The following is a 15,859-nucleotide window of genomic DNA, read 5'->3' as shown; positions in this document are numbered from 1 at the left end:
TGCGATGCTTCCTCCGGAACCGTTTACGTCCTGTTTCGGAGGACGTGCCGCATCTCTCCGAATCACTAACAATAGAATCTTGAGCGGGTGATTTGTCTAGTTAGTAGAACCCGAAGGTTAATAAAAATTTTCCCATTTCGCATTCCCCTGGGGAAAGCTGGGACAACCGGCTAACCTTTTAAAATAAATTGCTTATTTGCCCTGGCTCTCCTCGAGGGACCGACTCACGATATCGCCTACGTCGCGGGAAAGATTGGGCTTTTGGGCGATGGAACGAAGGGCCTCTTCCGCGTGCGAACGGCGTGCGCTTTCCATCATCCGCCACGTTCCGAAAGCGGTCAGGAGACGGGCGGCGAGCTGCGGATTCAATTCATCCGTGCGCAGGACGATCGAGGCCAGGAAGCGATAGCCCGCTCCGTCGGCGCGATTGAACTGAACCTGGTTCAGCATGGCGAAGCTTCCGATGAGCGCGCGCACGCGGTTCGGATTGGCGATCGAGAACGCCGGATGCTGCATCAGGCCCTTGACTCTCTCCAAGGTGCCATCTTCCGGAATTGTGGCCTGCAGCGTGAACCATTTGTCGAGCACCAGAGGCTCGCTGCGATAGCGCTCGCCGAAACGGGCAACGGCTTCCTCGCGCACAGCACCCGGCAAGGTGGTCAGAACGCTCAAGGACGCAAGGCGGTCGGTCATGTTGCTCGCGGATTCGAGCTGCCGCACGGCGAGGGCTTCGCCTGCGCTTGGATCGGCCGCGGCAAGAAGATCGAGGGAAGCGTTGCGCAAGGAGCGCCGCCCGGCGCTGGCCGCGTCGGGACTGTAAGGTCCTAGATCCGTCATCGACTCATAGAAGCGTCGCAGATGGCGGGCGCAACTCAGGCCGATGCGCCGCCTCATCTCCGACCGGGCCCTGTGAATGGCGTCCGGGTCGACGTTCTGGCCGATCTCCTGCGCGATATCCGCTTCGCTGGGAAGTGTGCCCACAAGCGCCGCGAAGGCCGGGTCCTCTTGCGCGTCCCTCTCCATAAAGGAGGCGAGGGCGGCCGAGAAGGCATCGATTTCCGCGTCGGCGACGTCGGCGCCGTTCGAGCGGGCGGCAAGCAGGCGCATGGCAACGGTCTGAGCCGCCTGCCAGCGGTTGAAGGCGTCCGTATCGTGCCGGAGGAGGACCAGCAGCTCCTCGTTGGGCAGGTCGAGCGAAACCTTTACCGGAGCCGAGAATCCTCGGAAGAGGGACGGGACGGGCAGGGATGTCACCCCCGTAAAGGTGATGCCGTCCTCCGGCCTGTCGAACAGGAAGACGCCTCGCTCGTCCACGCGCTCGCAGGTCGCATTCAAGGGCAAGCCGTCATGCGCGACCAATCCGAGCGCTACCGGGATCGCCATCGCGTCCTTTCTCGGCTGACCGGGCGTCGCGGGAGTGCTCTGCGCAAAATCCAGACGGTAGGTCTGCGCGCCGGAATCGTACTGCCCCTTCACCTTGACCCGCGGCGTCCCGGATTGTTCGTACCAGCGGGCGAAATGGGACAGGTTCCGACCCGTCACATCGGCGAAGGCCTTCAGGAAATCCTCCACAGTGGCGGCGGTGCCGTCGCAGCGCTCGAAATAGAGATCCATCCCGCGCCGGAAATCCTCCTCGCCTATGATCGTCTTGAGCATGCGGACGATCTCGGCCCCCTTCTCATAGACCGTGGCGGTATAGAAGTTGTTGATCTCTCGATACTGCGTCGGACGGACTGGGTGGGCGAGGGGGCCCGAATCCTCCAGGAACTGCCGCGCCCGCAGGGTCTTCACCTCGGCAATGCGGTGAACGGAGCGCGAGCGTTCGTCAGACGAGAATTCCTGGTCGCGAAAAACCGTCAAGCCTTCCTTCAGGCAGAGCTGGAACCAGTCGCGACAGGTCACGCGGTTGCCGGTCCAGTTGTGGAAGTACTCATGCGCGATGATCGCTTCGATATGGGCGTAGTCCATATCCGTGGCCGTCTCGGGAGAAGCCAGAACGTATTTGTCGTTGAAGATGTTGAGGCCCTTGTTCTCCATCGCGCCCATGTTGAAGTCGGACACGGCGACGATGTTGAATACGTCGAGGTCGTATTCGCGGCCGAAGACCCGCTCGTCCCAGCGCATGGAGCGCTCCAGGGCGTCGAGGGCATAATCGGCGCGGTTCTCCTTGCCGGGTTCCACGTAGATCGCCAGTTCCACCGCGCGTCCGCTCATGGTCGCGAAGGTTTTGGCGATACGGCCGAGGCGTCCGCCGACGAGGGCGAAAAGATAGGACGGCTTCGGGTGCGGATCGTGCCAGATCGCATAATGCCTGCCGGAGCCTTCAATGGATCCGCTCTCGATCGGATTGCCGTTACCCAGGAGAACGGGGGCATCGCCGCGCTCGGCTTCGATGCGGGTGGTATAGACGCTGAGGACGTCCGGCCGGTCGAGGAAATAGGTGATGCGCCTGAAGCCTTCCGCCTCGCATTGCGTGCAGTAGTTGCCGCCGGACCGGTAGAGGCCCATGAGCTTGGTGTTGGCCGTCGGGTTGATCTCGGTCTCGATGGTGAGCGTAAAGGGCTGCCGGGGCGCCTGCGCGATCGTGAGCGATTGAGGCGAGGCTTCGAACTCCTCGTCCGCCAAGGTGCGGCCGTTCAGAGCCACGGTCTTCAGCTTCAGTTCATCGCCATCGAGAGCAAGCGGCGCGTCCGAGCGTCCCTCCGGATTGGGCCGCATGGCGAGAGTGGCGACGACCCGGGTTTCCGTGGGATGAAGCTTGACGTCGAGTTCGACGCTGTCGATCAGGAAGTCGCTGGGTCGGTAATCCTCAAGGCGAACAATCGGGTTGGTATCGATGCGCATCAGATACTCGTCTGAAACTGAGTTTCGTCTAAAGCTAGGGCCTTGGGGAAGGGACTTCCACTCTGCTTGGAGCAGCATTCGTTAAAAGTCACCTGATCTTGAGCAAATCCAAGGCTTTTTCGGCGCAAGAAAAAGGTACCCCTTGATCTCCTCGACAAATACTCCATCACCTATCCCCGACCCATAGGGAAACCGATCATGGAATATCTGCACACGATGGTTCGCGTCTCGAACCTCGACGAATCCCTCGATTTCTTCTGCAACAAGTTCGGGCTGGTCGAGGTTCGCCGGACGGATAATGAGAAGGGGCGTTACACCCTCGTTTTCCTTGCGGCTCCCGGCGATGTGGAGAAATCCAAGGATACGAAGGCGCCGCTGCTGGAACTGACCTACAACTGGGACGAGAACGAATATACCGGAGGTCGTAATTTCGGCCATCTCGCCTACCGGGTCGACGATATCTACGAGACCTGCCGCAAGCTGATGGATGCCGGCGTCACCATCAATCGTCCGCCCCGCGACGGCTACATGGCCTTCGTCAAGACTCCGGACAACATCTCGATCGAATTGCTGCAGCGCGGCGAGCCGAAGCCCGTGCAGGAGCCCTGGGCGTCCATGCCGAATACCGGCACCTGGTAGGCCCGGACCTGGACGGCAAGGAAAGCAGGCTCCGAGATCGGAAAGTCCCGCTTGAGGGCGCCCTTGGCGAAAAGGCCTTGCTCCGTCATTCTACCCGGCTCACCATAACAAGGCCGGGTGCAACCGGCGGAGGATTACTGTGGTACGAGACACAATCCGCTTCTGGCGGAACGGACAGGCCGTCGAGGTTTCAGGCTTTCACCCACGCACCACGCTTCTGGACTATTTGAGGCTTCAGGAGCGTCGCGTCGGCACCAAGGAGGGGTGCGGGGAAGGCGATTGCGGCGCCTGCACAGTGGCGTTGGGCCGAGTACGGGGCGGGCGCGTGCATTACGAGCCTGTCAATGCCTGCATCCTGCTGCTCGGCCAGATCGACGGGGCGGAACTCGTCACGGTCGAGGATTTGAGCGCAACCGGAGACCTGCACCCGGTCCAATCCGCCATGGTGGCGCATCACGGATCGCAATGCGGCTTCTGCACGCCCGGCATCGTGATGAGCCTCTTCACCCTTTATCATGACGGTGAGCGGCCCTTGAACCGTCAGAGCGTCAACGATGTGTTGGCCGGCAATCTCTGCCGCTGCACGGGCTACCGCCCCATCGTGGACGCGGCTCTTCATGCCTGCAGCGGGCAGGGCGACGATGTCTTTTCCGTGCATGGCGAGCACACCGCGCAGGGGCTCATGGGACTGGCCGACGGACGTGACATCTTCATCGGCGAAGAGACCCGCTTCTTTGCCGCGCCCGCGAGCGAAGCATCACTTGGTGCGTTATATGCACGGCACCCCGACGCGACCTTGGTCGCCGGCTGCACCGATGTGGGCCTTTGGATCACCAAGGCCATGATGGAGATCGAGAAGGTCATCTGGCTCGGGCGCGTGGCGGGCCTGGACCTGATCGAGGATTCCTCAGATCGCCTCGGCATCGGCGCGACGGTGACGCATGTGGACGTCCATTCATCGCTTGCACGGATCGATCCCGATCTCGGCGAGATCATGCGGCGCTTCGGCTCGGTGCAGGTGCGCGCCTCGGGGACGGTGGGCGGAAGCATCGCCAACGGCTCGCCCATCGGCGATCTCGCGCCGGCCTTGATCGCGCTTGGCGCGGAGCTTGAACTGCGACAGGGCGATACCACCCGCACCCTACCTCTCGAAGACTTCTTCATCGCCTATCGCAGGCAGGACCGGAAGCCGGGCGAGTTCGTTCGGCGGGTGACGGTGCCGAAGCTGAAACCCCATGAAGGCTTCCGCGCCTACAAGATCTCGAAGCGATTCGATGAGGATATCTCGGCGGTTCTCGGCGCCTTCAAGGTCACCCTCGACGGGCGGCGCATCGCGGAGGCCCGCGTTGCCTTCGGCGGGATGGCGGGAACACCCAAGCGAGCGGCCGAGACGGAGCAGGCGCTGATCGGCCTGTCCCTGGACGAGCCCTCATCCTGGGGCGAAGCCATGGCGGCGATCGCACGGGATTACCAGCCTCTCGACGATCATCGCGCATCGTCCGCCTACCGCTCGACGGTCGCCCGCAACCTCGTGTTCAAGGTCCTGAGCGAAACCTCATCGGGCGAAACGCGGGCCACGCGGATCGTCGGCCGGCGCGACACGCTTCAGGCGGCGGAGTAGAGCCATGAACGCACCCGCCAAGCCGATGATGGATGCGGAATCGCTTCGCCACATCCGCCAGCCCATCGCCCATGATTCCGGCATCAAGCATGTCCAGGGTTCGGCGCAATACATCGACGACATCCGCGAGCCGGAAGGAACGCTGCACGTTGCCATCGGTCAATCGCCGAAAGCCCGTGGCCGGCTGGTCTCACTCGACGTGTCGGCCGTCCGCGCGATGCCCGGCGTCGTAGCCGTTCTCACCGCAGCCGACATTCCCGGCAAGAACGACGTATCGCCCGCCTTCGGGGACGATCCGCTCTTCGCCGATACGGAGATCAGCTTTCTGGGCCAGTCCCTGTTCGCCGTCGTCGCGACGAGCCGCGACGTGGCGCGTCGCGCCGTCAGGAAGGCGATCATGGAGATCGAGGCCGAGACGCCCAGCATCACGGTCGAGGATGCGCTGGAGCGCGGCGAGACCGTGCTGCCGGACTACGCTTACGGCCGCGGCGATCCGAATGCCGTGATCGCGAAGGCGCCACGGAAACTGGAGGGCCAGTTCCGCGTCGGCGGACAGGAGCATTTCTATCTCGAAGGCCAGATCGCCATGGCGATCCCGGGCGAGGACGGCGACATTCATGTCTATTCCTCGACACAGCATCCCACGGAAGTGCAGCACGTGGTCGCCCGCGTGCTCGACATCCCCGATGCCTATGTGACCTGCGAAACGCGCCGCATGGGCGGCGGCTTCGGCGGCAAGGAGAGCCAGGCGACGCAATGGGCCGTCACGGCGGCTCTGGCAGCCCGCGTAACGGGCCGGCCCTGCAAGCTTCGCCTCGACCGGGACGACGATTTCGTCCTCACCGGCAAGCGTCACGATTTCCGCTGCGACTGGCAGGTCGGCTTCGACGAGGACGGGCGCATCCAGGGCTATGTGGTCGATCTGCTGGCGCGCTGCGGCTACTCGGCTGATCTCTCCAGCGGCGTCGTCGACAGGGCCATGTTCCATGCGGACAACGCCTATTGGATGCCTGCCGTCCACATCGCCTCGAGGCGGCTGAAGACCAACACGGTCTCGAACACCGCCTTCCGAGGCTTCGGCGGACCGCAAGGGATGCTGGCCATCGAACACGTGATGGACCAGATCGCCTGGGCGACGGGGCGCGATCCGCTCGATGTGCGCTATGCCAACTTTTACCGGCCGGGCGAAAACGTCACGCCATACGGCATGGAGGTCGAGGAGACCGATACGCTTCTCAATCTCGTGCGCACGCTCGAGGAGACGTCGAACTACCGCTCGCGCCGTGAGGAGATCGCGGCCTTCAACGCGTCCTCGCCGATCATGAAGCGGGGGCTGGCGCTGACGCCGGTGAAATTCGGGATCAGCTTCACGCTCACCCACATGAACCAAGCGGGCGCCCTGGTGCATGTGTATCAGGACGGGTCCGTGCATCTGAATCACGGCGGCACCGAGATGGGGCAGGGGCTCTATATCAAGGTGGCTCAGGTGGTGGCCGAGGAATTCGGGATCGCCATGGAGCGGGTGCGCATCACCGCCACCACGACGGCGAAGGTGCCGAACACCTCGCCGACGGCGGCCTCCTCCGGGTCCGATCTCAACGGCATGGCGGCGCGCGTCGCGGCGGGTGCGATCAAGAAGCGCATGATAGCCTACGCGGCGGAAGCCTATGGGGTGTTGGAGGAGCAGGTCGTGTTCCGCGACGACCGGGTCTTCATCGGCAACGAAAGCGTCCCCTTCGACGAGCTGGTGAAGAAGTGCATTCTCGCCCGCGTCTCGCTGTCCGAGGCAGGGCATTACAAGACGCCGAAGATCACCTGGGACCGGGCGAAGGGCACGGGCCGGCCCTTCTTCTACTTCGCCTATGGGGCCGCCTGCTCGGAAGTGATCCTCGACACGCTCACGGGGGAGAACCGCCTGCTGCGCGCCGACATCCTCCACGACGTAGGCCGCTCCCTCAATCCCGCTATCGATATCGGCCAGATCGAAGGCGGATTCGTGCAGGGCATGGGCTGGCTGACCACGGAGGAGCTGGTCTTCAGCAAGGAGGGCCGCCTGCTCACGCATGCGCCCTCCACCTACAAGATCCCGGTCGCGTCCGACGTTCCCGCCGATTTCAACGTGGCGCTCTATCCCAACGAGAACCGCGAGGAGACGATCTATCGCTCCAAGGCCGTCGGCGAACCGCCGATCATGCTGGCTAACAGCGTGTTCTGCGCCCTTGCGGACGCGATTCATGCGCTCGACCCTTCCAAGCCCGTGCCTCTCAAAGCACCCGCCACGCCTGAGGCGATCCTGCGCGCCTGCGAGAGCCTGCGGGGGAGGCCGATGGGGTGAGGGTCTGGCGCCAGCTCACCGATCTCGTGGCGCGGCACGGCAGCGCCGCCCTCATCACCGTTCATGACGTGAAAGGCTCCGCCCCCCGGGAGGTCGGCGCGCACATGGTCGTGCGGCCCGATGGGGCCTTTCACGGCACCATCGGGGGCGGGCAGCTCGAGCTCCGCATGCTCGACATCGCCCGAGAGATGCTGGCGGCGGGGCGGGGACCGGCGCGGATCGTCGATCAGGCCCTCGGGCCCGACCTCGGCCAATGCTGCGGCGGGCGGGTGAAGATCCTTATCGAGACCTTCGACGGGCGGGACCTCGAAGACCTCGCTCCTCTCGTTTCGGCTGAAGCCGAGGGTGGGCTGTTCGAGGTCGAGTGCCGGATGGAGGAGGGCCGCGTGCGGCGCGAGATCGGCTCTGCCGTGGGCGACGACCGCTGGGCCGGCTGGCACGAGACCCAAGGCGAGGTCCGCACACCCGTCCTCATCTTCGGTGCCGGTCATGTGGGCCGCGCCCTCGTCCTGTCCCTCGCGCCCCTGCCGTTCTCGGTCCGCTGGCTCGACGACCGGGAGAATGCCTTTCCCTCCCACCTTCCGGAGAACGCCAGGGCTGTCCGCCTGCGCGATCCGGAGGCCGAGATCGCGCAGGCCGGGCCGAGTTCCTTCATCCTGGTCATGACCCACGACCACCCTCTCGACATGGCGATCACGGCGGCGGCCCTGAAGCGGGGCTTCTCCTATGTGGGCCTCATCGGGAGCGCCACGAAGCGGGCCCGCTTCGAGAAGCGCTTCCGGGAGCTCGGCCTGTCCGACGAGACGATCCGCTCCCTCGTCAGCCCCATCGGGCTTCCCGGCATCACGGACAAGAACCCGGCGGTGATCGCCGCCTCCGTGACGGCGCAGCTGCTGCAGGTGCGGGAGCATGGAAGCCCGGCGCAAAATCTCTCGCCTCCCGCCGCCTCAAACGATACATAAACCTCCATGAGCACCATGAAGACCGACGATCAGCGCTATCTGACGCGCGCCATCGAACTCTCCCGCGAGCACATGGATGAGGGAGCCGGAGGGCCCTTCGGCGCCGTGGTCGTGCGCGACGGCAAGGTTCTGGCCGAAGGCTGGAACCAGGTGACGTCCGCCAACGACCCGACGGCCCATGCCGAGGTCACGGCGATCCGCCGGGCCTGCCAGGAAGTGAGCAGTTTCTCCCTGGAGGGCGCCACGCTCTATACGAGCTGCGAGCCATGCCCCATGTGTCTCGCCTCGGCCTATTGGGCCCGCGTGAGCCGGATCGTCTTCGCCAATACCCGGAAGGATGCGGCCGAGATCGGCTTCGACGACAGCTTGATCTACGACGAGATCCCCAAGCCCATCGCCGAGCGCATCCTCCCGATGGATCACCTGCCGAGCCTGGAGGCCAAGGCCGTGTTCGACGCCTGGGCGGACAAGGAAGACAAGATCAAGTATTGAATCCGGGCCGGCCTAGGATCCGCCTGACGCCTGCTTATCTAAAGTTTCACCGACATCTACCCGAGACAAGCCATGCCCCGCGTCACCACCATCGTCCGCAAGCCCGCCGTGAAGGCCGACCGCGTCGTCGACACGATCACCCTCGATCACGAGGCCCGCAACCGCCGCCACGGGACTTTGAAGGGCGAGGGCGGGACCGAGATCCTGCTCGACCTCGACATGGAAACGACCATCAACGACGGCGATGCCCTTCGCCTCGAGGACGGGCGGCTCGTCCAGGTGCAGGCGGCGGCCGAGCCCCTGCTGGAGGTGAAGGCCGAGAACCCCCTGCGCCTGACCCGCCTTGCCTGGCACCTCGGCAGCAGCCATGGCTTGGTCGAGGTTGCAGCGGACGCTCTTTATGTCGAGAACAGCCCGGCCGTAGCCGAACTGGTGCGTGGACAGGGCTGCACGGCGACGCCCGTCGAGCGCCCGTTCAAGCCGGAGCGCAGCGCCCATGTGTGCGATCACGACCACGGGCATCATCACCATCACGACCACGGGCATTCGCACAGCCATGGCGAGAGCCATAGCCACGCTCATGCCCACAGCCCCGCGCATCATGAGCATGGGCACGATCACAACCACGACCATCATCATGAGCACGGCCATGGCTGCGGCTGCGGTCATCACCACGGCCACAAGCACGAGCATTGATCGCCTTTCCGCTTCACGGCCATGTCCAAAACCACCCGCGCGACGGTAGCCCTGCAGCAGGCCGGCGTCTCCTTCACGGTTCATGCCTACGACTATGACCCGAATGCGGAGCGCATCGGCCTGCAGGCGGCCGAAGCCTTGGGGGCGGACCCTGGCCAGGTGCTCAAGCCCCTGATGGTGCTGGTGGACAGCAGGCCGGCCTGCGTGATCCTGCCCTCAGACCGGGAAGTGAACCTGAAGAAGCTCGCCGCCGCTCTCGGCGGCAAGGCGGCCCAGATGATGAAACCAGCCGATGCGGAACGCCTCACTGGCTACCATGTCGGCGGCATCAGCCCCTTCGGCCAGAAGAAGCGCGTTCCGACCGTGCTGGAGCAATCGGCCTTGGAACATGCCGAAGTGTTCATGAACGGAGGCCAGAGAGGCCTTCAGGTCAAGCTCGCCCCCCGGGAGGCGGCGGCTGTGCTGGACGCGAAGGTCGCGCCAGTGATCTGAAAACTGCCCGGGATAAGGGGCGGAGAGGCCTCGCCTCTCCGCACGGGGCAGCTTACTTGCGCTGTGTCGAGGTGCCGGTCGAAGCCGTCGGCAGCTTCTTCTGTTGACCCGGGGCATAGCCCGAGGCACCGGACCCGCTCACGGAGCCGGTGGTGTCGTTCTGCATCTTCTGACCGGGAGCAGCGCTCGATGCGCCGGGGCCCGTCATGGTGCTGCGGTCCTGCTGACCGGTAGCATATTGTGAAGCGCCGTTCGAATTCGTGTTGGTGTTCGAAGATTGCGCATGACTTGCCATGGGAATGGCAAAGAACAAAGCGGTGGCGCAGGAGAGGCCAAGTGTCTTCTTCACGTTTGTGCTCCTATGAGAACGTATAACTTGGACGTGAAGAACGAATGCTGAGAATGGATGTTCCAGAAGTGAAGGTATTTAAGTTTATACATAAGTGAATGGGTGTTCATCTTTGTGTTCATAAATCGAAAGGGCGTAGAATGTCCCTATTTGCCTTGTAACTGCCATCCCCATATGAAAGGGCCTTCCCCCACCCCCAGACCCGCTGCTCTGCTGCATATGACCAACAAGTTTTTCACCGTTGCCCCCATGATGGATTGGACCGACCGGCATTGCCGGGCGTTCCACCGCGTCCTGTCGCGCCGGGCGCGGCTTTATACGGAGATGGTCACCACGGGAGCGGTCATCCATGGGCCGCGGGAGCGGCTTCTGGGCTTCAGCGAGGTGGAACATACCGTGGCCGTGCAGCTTGGTGGGTCCGATCCGAAGGATCTGGCGGAAGCCGCGCGGATCTGCGCCGATTTCGGTTATGACGAGATCAACCTCAATGTGGGTTGCCCGTCCGATCGGGTGCAGAACGGCCGCTTCGGGGCCTGCCTGATGCAGGAGCCGGTTCTGGTGGGCGAATGCGTGGCGGCCATGAAGGCGGCGGTTTCCCTGCCGGTGACGGTGAAGTGCCGGATCGGCGTCGACGACCAGGACACCGAAGAGGCCCTCGACCGCCTTACCGACTGCGTCGTGGCGGCAGGTTGCGACGAGTTGACGGTCCATGCCCGGAAGGCCTGGCTCAAGGGTCTGTCGCCCAAGGAAAACCGGGATATCCCGCCTCTCGACTACAATCGAGTCTATCGCCTGAAGCAGGCACGGCCGGTTCTTCCCGTCGCCATCAATGGCGGCATCAAGACCTGGGAGGAGATCCGCGGGCACCTGAAGCACGTGGACGGCGTGATGCTGGGCCGCGTGGCCTATCACGAGCCCGAGATCCTGCTGGACGTCGATTCCGAACTCTACGGCGAGGAACCGCCGGTGGCCGACGGGTTCGAGGCGGTAGAGGCTTTTGAACCTTATATCGCGGCTCAGCTCGCCAGGGGCGAGCGCCTGAGCAACATCACCCGCCACATGCTCGGCCTGTTCACGGGCCGCCCGGGCGCACGGGCCTATCGCCGTCACCTCGCAACCGAGGCCGTGAAGCCGGGCGCGACTTTGCAGACCCTGCGGGATGCGGTGGCTCAGGTGTCGCGCGACGTCGTGGCAATGGCCGCGATGTCCGCCTGAACCAGGTTCGACCTGTCCTTCCGCGCATTAGACCAAGCCGGTTTGGGATGACCGGAGATTGTCCCGCACGCGAGAGTTGCCGTATCGAAGGCATCTCGCTTTGCGGAGAAGCTTTGTATTGCTGCATTAGCGCGTGACGGCGAGCCCGCTCCGCCAAGGAGCACATGGAACACGCCCTGATTGCTTTACTATAACATTTATAGGCCTAAACTCCTTGGTCGAAGGGTCTTGTCGATCCTTCGATGAGTAAGTGCCAAAAGGGGTTGGGTTATGAAAAACAGCTCTCGAACAGCATCGTTCTCCTGGATTGGGCTTTACGCCGTCCTCGGAGTTTCGGTTGCTACGCAAGCCCAAGCATTTTTCGCCTTGAGCCCAAGGCCGCCACCGAACGGAGCCAATGGCATCAGCCTGAATGGCCTTACCGTGAATGGCCTTACCGTGAACGGTCTCACGGTGAACGGCCTGACCGTGAACGGTCGCTATGACACAGGCCTGACCTCGAAAATCCTTGCGCCTCACGCCGTCACTTTGCCGAACGGCGATCGTATCGAACTGCGTTAATCGTGACTTCCCGAGAGGGGCGGCCCCTTCGTTCCCGACGAAGGGGTCTTCTACGTTCGGTGGATCGCCTGCTGTCCTGGTGCCTTCGGATCGGCGCTTTGCTCGTCGTCCTCGCCGTCCCGACGGCTTCCAAGGAAGGGCGCTTCGCACTCGAAGATCTGGACCTCCTGCTGCGCCTGAACGACGGGACGGTGCTGCGAGGCAATGCCATGATAGGCCTGACCTTTATTATGGGCACGGGGTCCGGCGAAATCCAAATTCGCATCGACGACATTATCCGTGAGGGGCAGCTGGCCAACCGCGGCATTACTTTTTACCGCATGTCCGTAAAGGATCCCGTCACTGGAGCGGCGCAATCCCTATGCGAGGCCGACCCTGACGGCGAGCACGCCGCTTTCGCCTTTCCCGATGGGGCAGGCGGTTTTTCCATCACCTGCACCAGCGGCGCGGAAGGCAAGTGCATTCTCTTCGGCTACCTTCCCTGGGAAACGCGGGACGGCGTTTCCCTGCGGGATCTGCATAGAGCCTGCATCCACATGCTGCGCGCCGATTACGGGGGCGATGACCATCCCACGACCCGCAACGGCACCGCCGTGAACGTCTATGATCGCCTCGGCATTCAGCATCCCGATCCGGCACCGGGGATGGCCTTCGAAGCCGCCTGGGGGCCTGATGGCGCCATCTGTGTTTCTCACACGCGCATCGCCGACAACATCAGCCTGGAGGAATTGGCCGAGCGCTATCCGCGCCTGCGCGGAAGGCTGGGGCCGAGCGCCTGTTCGGAAGAGGCCATGCGGGCTGAACCGCGGGCAATGCTCTTCAATCAATCCGTCCTGACATGGCGCAGAGACAAGAAGTGACAAGAGCCCGCCGGACGTCGCCCGTGCCACGGTTCGGCGAGGAGCGTTTCCATCGACAGCATGCCTTGCCGAACGTGCAGGCGCATCGTCGTTCACGCCCCTAGCGCGTCGGGCGTGATTTCGAGATCGCGTCCGACGCTTGAAGGTGGTCTCATCATCCCTCGGAAACACGCACCGGCCCCCTGCCTCGGCGAGGGCTTTTTGGTTGGTCCGCAGTATCTGACCCAGGGCATCGTTCAGAGACGTGAGTTGGCCCCGTTCGCTCTGCCTCAAAAGACCCGATGCACCGCATAGGCTTTTTCCCGAACAGGATCGTGGAGCGCGTCGTCGAAGGAGAAGCTCCTGTTTGCTCGTCGGACCTCTCTCAATTCATCCGGGACGTGGTTCCCCAAAACGATAGGCGAGCGGACGCAGAGCAAGGCCAATCCGTCTCCCGGTGCAGACCCTCAAAAGACAGACAATGCGAATGAGGAAGCGACCTAAAGTTATTTTCCAAAATCTGTTCAACAGCAAATGCAGTGAATTCAATCTGAAGTACATGCATCCGTGGCGCCCGTTCAACCGGTAATGATCCGCAAAGTAAGTGTGCAAATATGCATATATAAAGTTACGTCAATGGCCTTAACAGAAAGGTTATTACGTGTATTTTCCTCTACGTGAACGGGCGATCTGCCTTTGAGTCACTTCTCAGAAAAATCGATCTAAGGGGACAATTATGCGTCTTAAATCTTGCATCTCGATTATTGCTGCTTCTCTCGGCGTTTTCACAGCCTACGGAGCGAGTGCGCTTGAGATCGCGAATGGCCTCAGCACCAACGGTCTGAGCACGAATGGTCTGAGCACCAACGGCCTCAGCACCAACGGTTTGAGCACAAACGGCCTGAGCACCAATGGGTTGAGCACCAATGGGCAGAGCAACACAGGAGCCACTTCTTCAGGCCTACGCCTCGAAGCGGTGATCCTGCGGGATGGGTCGGTTGTCACGCTCGACCGATAATCATTATCGCTTTGCATCCAGCAGTCTCTCGAACGAGAGGCTGCTTTCCTTTCGGGATCATTCAGTGCGTGTTCTGGCCTTTTCATCCTTCCTGCTGTTCATTCTCCATGCCCTCTTCCCTCAAGCCGCTTTTGGCGCAGGCGGCAGTCTTCATGCCGATGGGCCGGAGCTTGTCTTGAACTTGGAGGGTGAGCGGATCCTGCGGGGCGCGAAGCTGGTCGGGCTTCGTTTCGTCCTAGCCGGTCCGGATGGCGTGACCCATGTCCGGATCGACGGTGTCGAAGAGGATGGCAGCGCGAGAGGAGGCCCTCTCCTGCTTTACAGCATGTCGGTTCATTCTCCGGACGGAGAGGAGAAGGAGCCGTTCTGTCTATCCGATCCTCAAGGGCGGCGCGCCGGTTTCGTGATCCCTGACGGGTCTGGCGGTTTTCATTTCACCTGCACCAGCGGGGCTGAAGGCAAATGCGTCCGCATGGGCTATCGCCCTTGGGAAAATCGGGACGGCATCTCTTCGCATGATCTGCACAAGGCTTGCGTGCATATGCTGCGCGCCGATTACGGGGGCGATAACCATCCGACGACGCGGGATGGCACGTCCGTGGACATCTTCGACCGCTTCGGCATTCAGCACTCGGAAAAGGCCGATGGCATGCAGTTCGAGGCAGCCTGGGGGGCCGATGGCGCGGTGTGCGTTGCTCGTCCGCGCATCGTGCAGAACGTCACGCTAGACGATATCGCAGCCCGCTTTCCTCGTTTGGCCGGCAGGCTCGGGCCGGAGAAGTGCAGCCTTGAAGCGATGCGTGAGGAGCCGCGCGCGATTCTCTTCAACCATTCCCATCCTTAAGCGAAGCCGGATCCTCATTCGCTTCGCCGTGACATCACGAGCCTGACCGGGCTCTCAGGATCAGCCTGTTTCCCCGCACCTCGTAGGAGCCCAGCCGCTCCAGAAACGTCATGCCGAGGAGGTTGGCGTGGAGCACGCCTTCGCGGGCGATCAGCGCGCGGACCTTGCGTTCGGTGATCGGGCCGACGGTCAGGCGGTCGATGACCACCGGGGCCGCGAGGGCGCCGCCGTTGGCGGTTGCGACAGGAATGGAATAGTTCAAGTTGTCGGGTTTGAAGCCGAGAGCGGCGGCGTGCTCCGCGCGCAGGACGACCGTGGTCGCGCCCGTGTCGAAGACGAAGCGGGTCTCGTGGCCGTTCACCTCGCCCTGCACCATGAAGCTCCCATCCGTCCGGCGCGCGGCCACCACTTCGCCCTCGGGCGTGACGACGGTGCGGCCGACCGCGATATCGCCGATGGCGCGGTCGATCACGGCCTGCAACTCTCCCCGGGATGCGTAGGTCACGATCAGGGCCACCAGGATGCCGGTGCTGACCGCGATGGACTGGACGCCGTAGGTCCAATGCCGGGAGAAGCCTTCGACGATCGAGGCCGCCATGAGCAGGCACAATCCGCCGAGGGCGAGAAGCCCCGATGCCTCCAGGGCCGAGAGTTCGCCGACCGAGTCGCTGACGAACAGCCCGACGAGGAGGGCGGCCAGGAGAAGGAGGAGGCCCGCGCCGCGAATGCCGGGCATCACCCCGCCTTGTCGGCTTGAGGCGCGAAGGGCGACTCGATGGCAAAGGCTTCGCGCATCCGCTCCGGCAGCGCGGCCATGATCCGCTGGCGGTCTTCTTCGCTCATGCGGTACCAGCCGGCGATCTCCTCCCGCGTGCGGCCGCAGCCTTCGCAGAGCCCCGTTTCAGGGTCGAGCATGCAGACACGGATGCAGGGGCTGGAAACGCGGGTCATC

At 63.1% G+C, this 15,859-nt stretch carries 16 protein-coding genes; 12 read left to right on the top strand and 4 right to left on the bottom strand.

The genetic code is table 11. From position 1 onward, the window contains the following. Positions 1 to 192: 192 nt before the first annotated feature. Positions 193 to 2,844, bottom strand: coding sequence for an aminopeptidase N (gene pepN / locus H0S73_RS18130; protein ID WP_181053457.1), 2,652 nt, complete (start codon positions 2,842 to 2,844; stop codon positions 193 to 195). Between the two features lie 198 nt (positions 2,845 to 3,042). Here pepN and H0S73_RS18125 point away from each other — a divergent pair, with 198 nt between their 5' ends. From H0S73_RS18125 to ybaK, 7 genes are all read left to right on the top strand, one after another. Next, complete coding sequence (locus H0S73_RS18125) at positions 3,043 to 3,483, top strand: VOC family protein (protein ID WP_181053456.1); 441 nt, start codon at positions 3,043 to 3,045, stop codon at positions 3,481 to 3,483. Positions 3,484 to 3,622: 139 nt separating this feature from the next. Then, on the top strand, positions 3,623 to 5,104 hold the full coding sequence (xdhA, locus tag H0S73_RS18120) for a xanthine dehydrogenase small subunit (RefSeq protein WP_181053455.1): 1,482 nt from the start codon (positions 3,623 to 3,625) through the stop codon (positions 5,102 to 5,104). 4 nt (positions 5,105 to 5,108) lie between these two features. Continuing rightward, complete coding sequence (gene xdhB / locus H0S73_RS18115) at positions 5,109 to 7,439, top strand: xanthine dehydrogenase molybdopterin binding subunit (RefSeq protein ID WP_181053454.1); 2,331 nt, start codon at positions 5,109 to 5,111, stop codon at positions 7,437 to 7,439. After that, a complete protein-coding gene (gene xdhC / locus H0S73_RS18110) occupies positions 7,436 to 8,401 on the top strand; it encodes a xanthine dehydrogenase accessory protein XdhC (RefSeq protein WP_181053453.1) in 966 nt (321 codons plus the stop codon). Before xdhB ends, xdhC begins: the two co-directional genes overlap by 4 nt. A gap of 6 nt (positions 8,402 to 8,407) precedes the next feature. Continuing rightward, a complete protein-coding gene (locus tag H0S73_RS18105) occupies positions 8,408 to 8,893 on the top strand; it encodes a nucleoside deaminase (protein WP_246389047.1) in 486 nt (161 codons plus the stop codon). A 72-nt stretch (positions 8,894 to 8,965) separates the two neighbouring features. Then, entirely contained in the window at positions 8,966 to 9,589 is a 624-nt protein-coding gene (locus H0S73_RS18100; RefSeq protein WP_181053452.1) for an urease accessory protein UreE, read from the top strand. Positions 9,590 to 9,610: 21 nt separating this feature from the next. Next, positions 9,611 to 10,081 carry a Cys-tRNA(Pro) deacylase gene (ybaK, locus tag H0S73_RS18095; protein WP_181053451.1) on the top strand — a complete coding sequence of 157 codons (471 nt, stop codon included), beginning with the start codon at positions 9,611 to 9,613 and terminating at the stop codon, positions 10,079 to 10,081. Positions 10,082 to 10,133: 52 nt separating this feature from the next. On the opposite strand, the gene H0S73_RS18090 is transcribed toward ybaK, so the two are convergent. Continuing rightward, entirely contained in the window at positions 10,134 to 10,430 is a 297-nt protein-coding gene (locus H0S73_RS18090) for a hypothetical protein (RefSeq protein ID WP_181054438.1), read from the bottom strand. 219 nt (positions 10,431 to 10,649) lie between these two features. Between H0S73_RS18090 and dusA the strand changes: the two genes are divergently transcribed. The 5 genes from dusA (at position 10,650) to H0S73_RS18065 (ending at position 14,907) form a co-directional block, all read left to right on the top strand. Continuing rightward, on the top strand, positions 10,650 to 11,645 hold the full coding sequence (dusA, locus tag H0S73_RS18085; protein WP_181053450.1) for a tRNA dihydrouridine(20/20a) synthase DusA: 996 nt from the start codon (positions 10,650 to 10,652) through the stop codon (positions 11,643 to 11,645). A 270-nt stretch (positions 11,646 to 11,915) separates the two neighbouring features. Then, entirely contained in the window at positions 11,916 to 12,206 is a 291-nt protein-coding gene (locus H0S73_RS18080; RefSeq protein ID WP_181054437.1) for a hypothetical protein, read from the top strand. 59 nt (positions 12,207 to 12,265) lie between these two features. After that, positions 12,266 to 13,066 carry an ADYC domain-containing protein gene (locus tag H0S73_RS18075; protein WP_181053449.1) on the top strand — a complete coding sequence of 267 codons (801 nt, stop codon included), beginning with the start codon at positions 12,266 to 12,268 and terminating at the stop codon, positions 13,064 to 13,066. Positions 13,067 to 13,781: 715 nt separating this feature from the next. Continuing rightward, positions 13,782 to 14,063 (top strand): hypothetical protein, encoded by a 282-nt coding sequence (locus H0S73_RS25535; RefSeq protein ID WP_202049825.1) that lies wholly within the window; start codon positions 13,782 to 13,784, stop codon positions 14,061 to 14,063. Next, positions 14,035 to 14,907 (top strand): ADYC domain-containing protein, encoded by an 873-nt coding sequence (locus H0S73_RS18065; RefSeq protein WP_246389045.1) that lies wholly within the window; start codon positions 14,035 to 14,037, stop codon positions 14,905 to 14,907. Before H0S73_RS25535 ends, H0S73_RS18065 begins: the two co-directional genes overlap by 29 nt. Before the next feature lie 34 nt (positions 14,908 to 14,941). Here H0S73_RS18065 and H0S73_RS18060 read toward each other — a convergent pair whose 3' ends face one another. Further along, positions 14,942 to 15,643 carry a retropepsin-like aspartic protease family protein gene (locus H0S73_RS18060; RefSeq protein WP_181053447.1) on the bottom strand — a complete coding sequence of 234 codons (702 nt, stop codon included), beginning with the start codon at positions 15,641 to 15,643 and terminating at the stop codon, positions 14,942 to 14,944. Beyond that, entirely contained in the window at positions 15,643 to 15,858 is a 216-nt protein-coding gene (locus H0S73_RS18055; RefSeq protein ID WP_181053446.1) for a DUF1289 domain-containing protein, read from the bottom strand. The genes H0S73_RS18060 and H0S73_RS18055 overlap by 1 nt, the downstream gene beginning before the upstream one ends. Position 15,859 lies beyond the last annotated feature (1 nt).

The organism is Microvirga mediterraneensis (genome assembly GCF_013520865.1).
Classification (GTDB): domain Bacteria; phylum Pseudomonadota; class Alphaproteobacteria; order Rhizobiales; family Beijerinckiaceae; genus Microvirga; species Microvirga mediterraneensis.
This window is presented reverse-complemented; position numbering and strand designations above follow the sequence as displayed.

What these genes read in the sequence shown, in the direction of transcription:
- pepN (WP_181053457.1), bottom strand. Translation starts at nt 2,844, where the DNA reads ATGCGCATCGATACCAACCCGATTGTTCGCCTTGAGGATTACCGACCC.
- H0S73_RS18125 (WP_181053456.1), top strand. Translation starts at nt 3,043, where the DNA reads ATGGAATATCTGCACACGATGGTTCGCGTCTCGAACCTCGACGAATCC.
- xdhB (WP_181053454.1), top strand. Translation starts at nt 5,109, where the DNA reads ATGAACGCACCCGCCAAGCCGATGATGGATGCGGAATCGCTTCGCCAC.
- H0S73_RS18105 (WP_246389047.1), top strand. Translation starts at nt 8,408, where the DNA reads ATGAGCACCATGAAGACCGACGATCAGCGCTATCTGACGCGCGCCATC.
- H0S73_RS18100 (WP_181053452.1), top strand. Translation starts at nt 8,966, where the DNA reads ATGCCCCGCGTCACCACCATCGTCCGCAAGCCCGCCGTGAAGGCCGAC.
- ybaK (WP_181053451.1), top strand. Translation starts at nt 9,611, where the DNA reads ATGTCCAAAACCACCCGCGCGACGGTAGCCCTGCAGCAGGCCGGCGTC.
- dusA (WP_181053450.1), top strand. Translation starts at nt 10,650, where the DNA reads ATGACCAACAAGTTTTTCACCGTTGCCCCCATGATGGATTGGACCGAC.
- H0S73_RS18080 (WP_181054437.1), top strand. Translation starts at nt 11,916, where the DNA reads ATGAAAAACAGCTCTCGAACAGCATCGTTCTCCTGGATTGGGCTTTAC.
- H0S73_RS25535 (WP_202049825.1), top strand. Translation starts at nt 13,782, where the DNA reads ATGCGTCTTAAATCTTGCATCTCGATTATTGCTGCTTCTCTCGGCGTT.
- H0S73_RS18065 (WP_246389045.1), top strand. Translation starts at nt 14,035, where the DNA reads ATGGGTCGGTTGTCACGCTCGACCGATAATCATTATCGCTTTGCATCC.
- H0S73_RS18060 (WP_181053447.1), bottom strand. Translation starts at nt 15,643, where the DNA reads ATGCCCGGCATTCGCGGCGCGGGCCTCCTCCTTCTCCTGGCCGCCCTC.
- H0S73_RS18055 (WP_181053446.1), bottom strand. Translation starts at nt 15,858, where the DNA reads ATGACCCGCGTTTCCAGCCCCTGCATCCGTGTCTGCATGCTCGACCCT.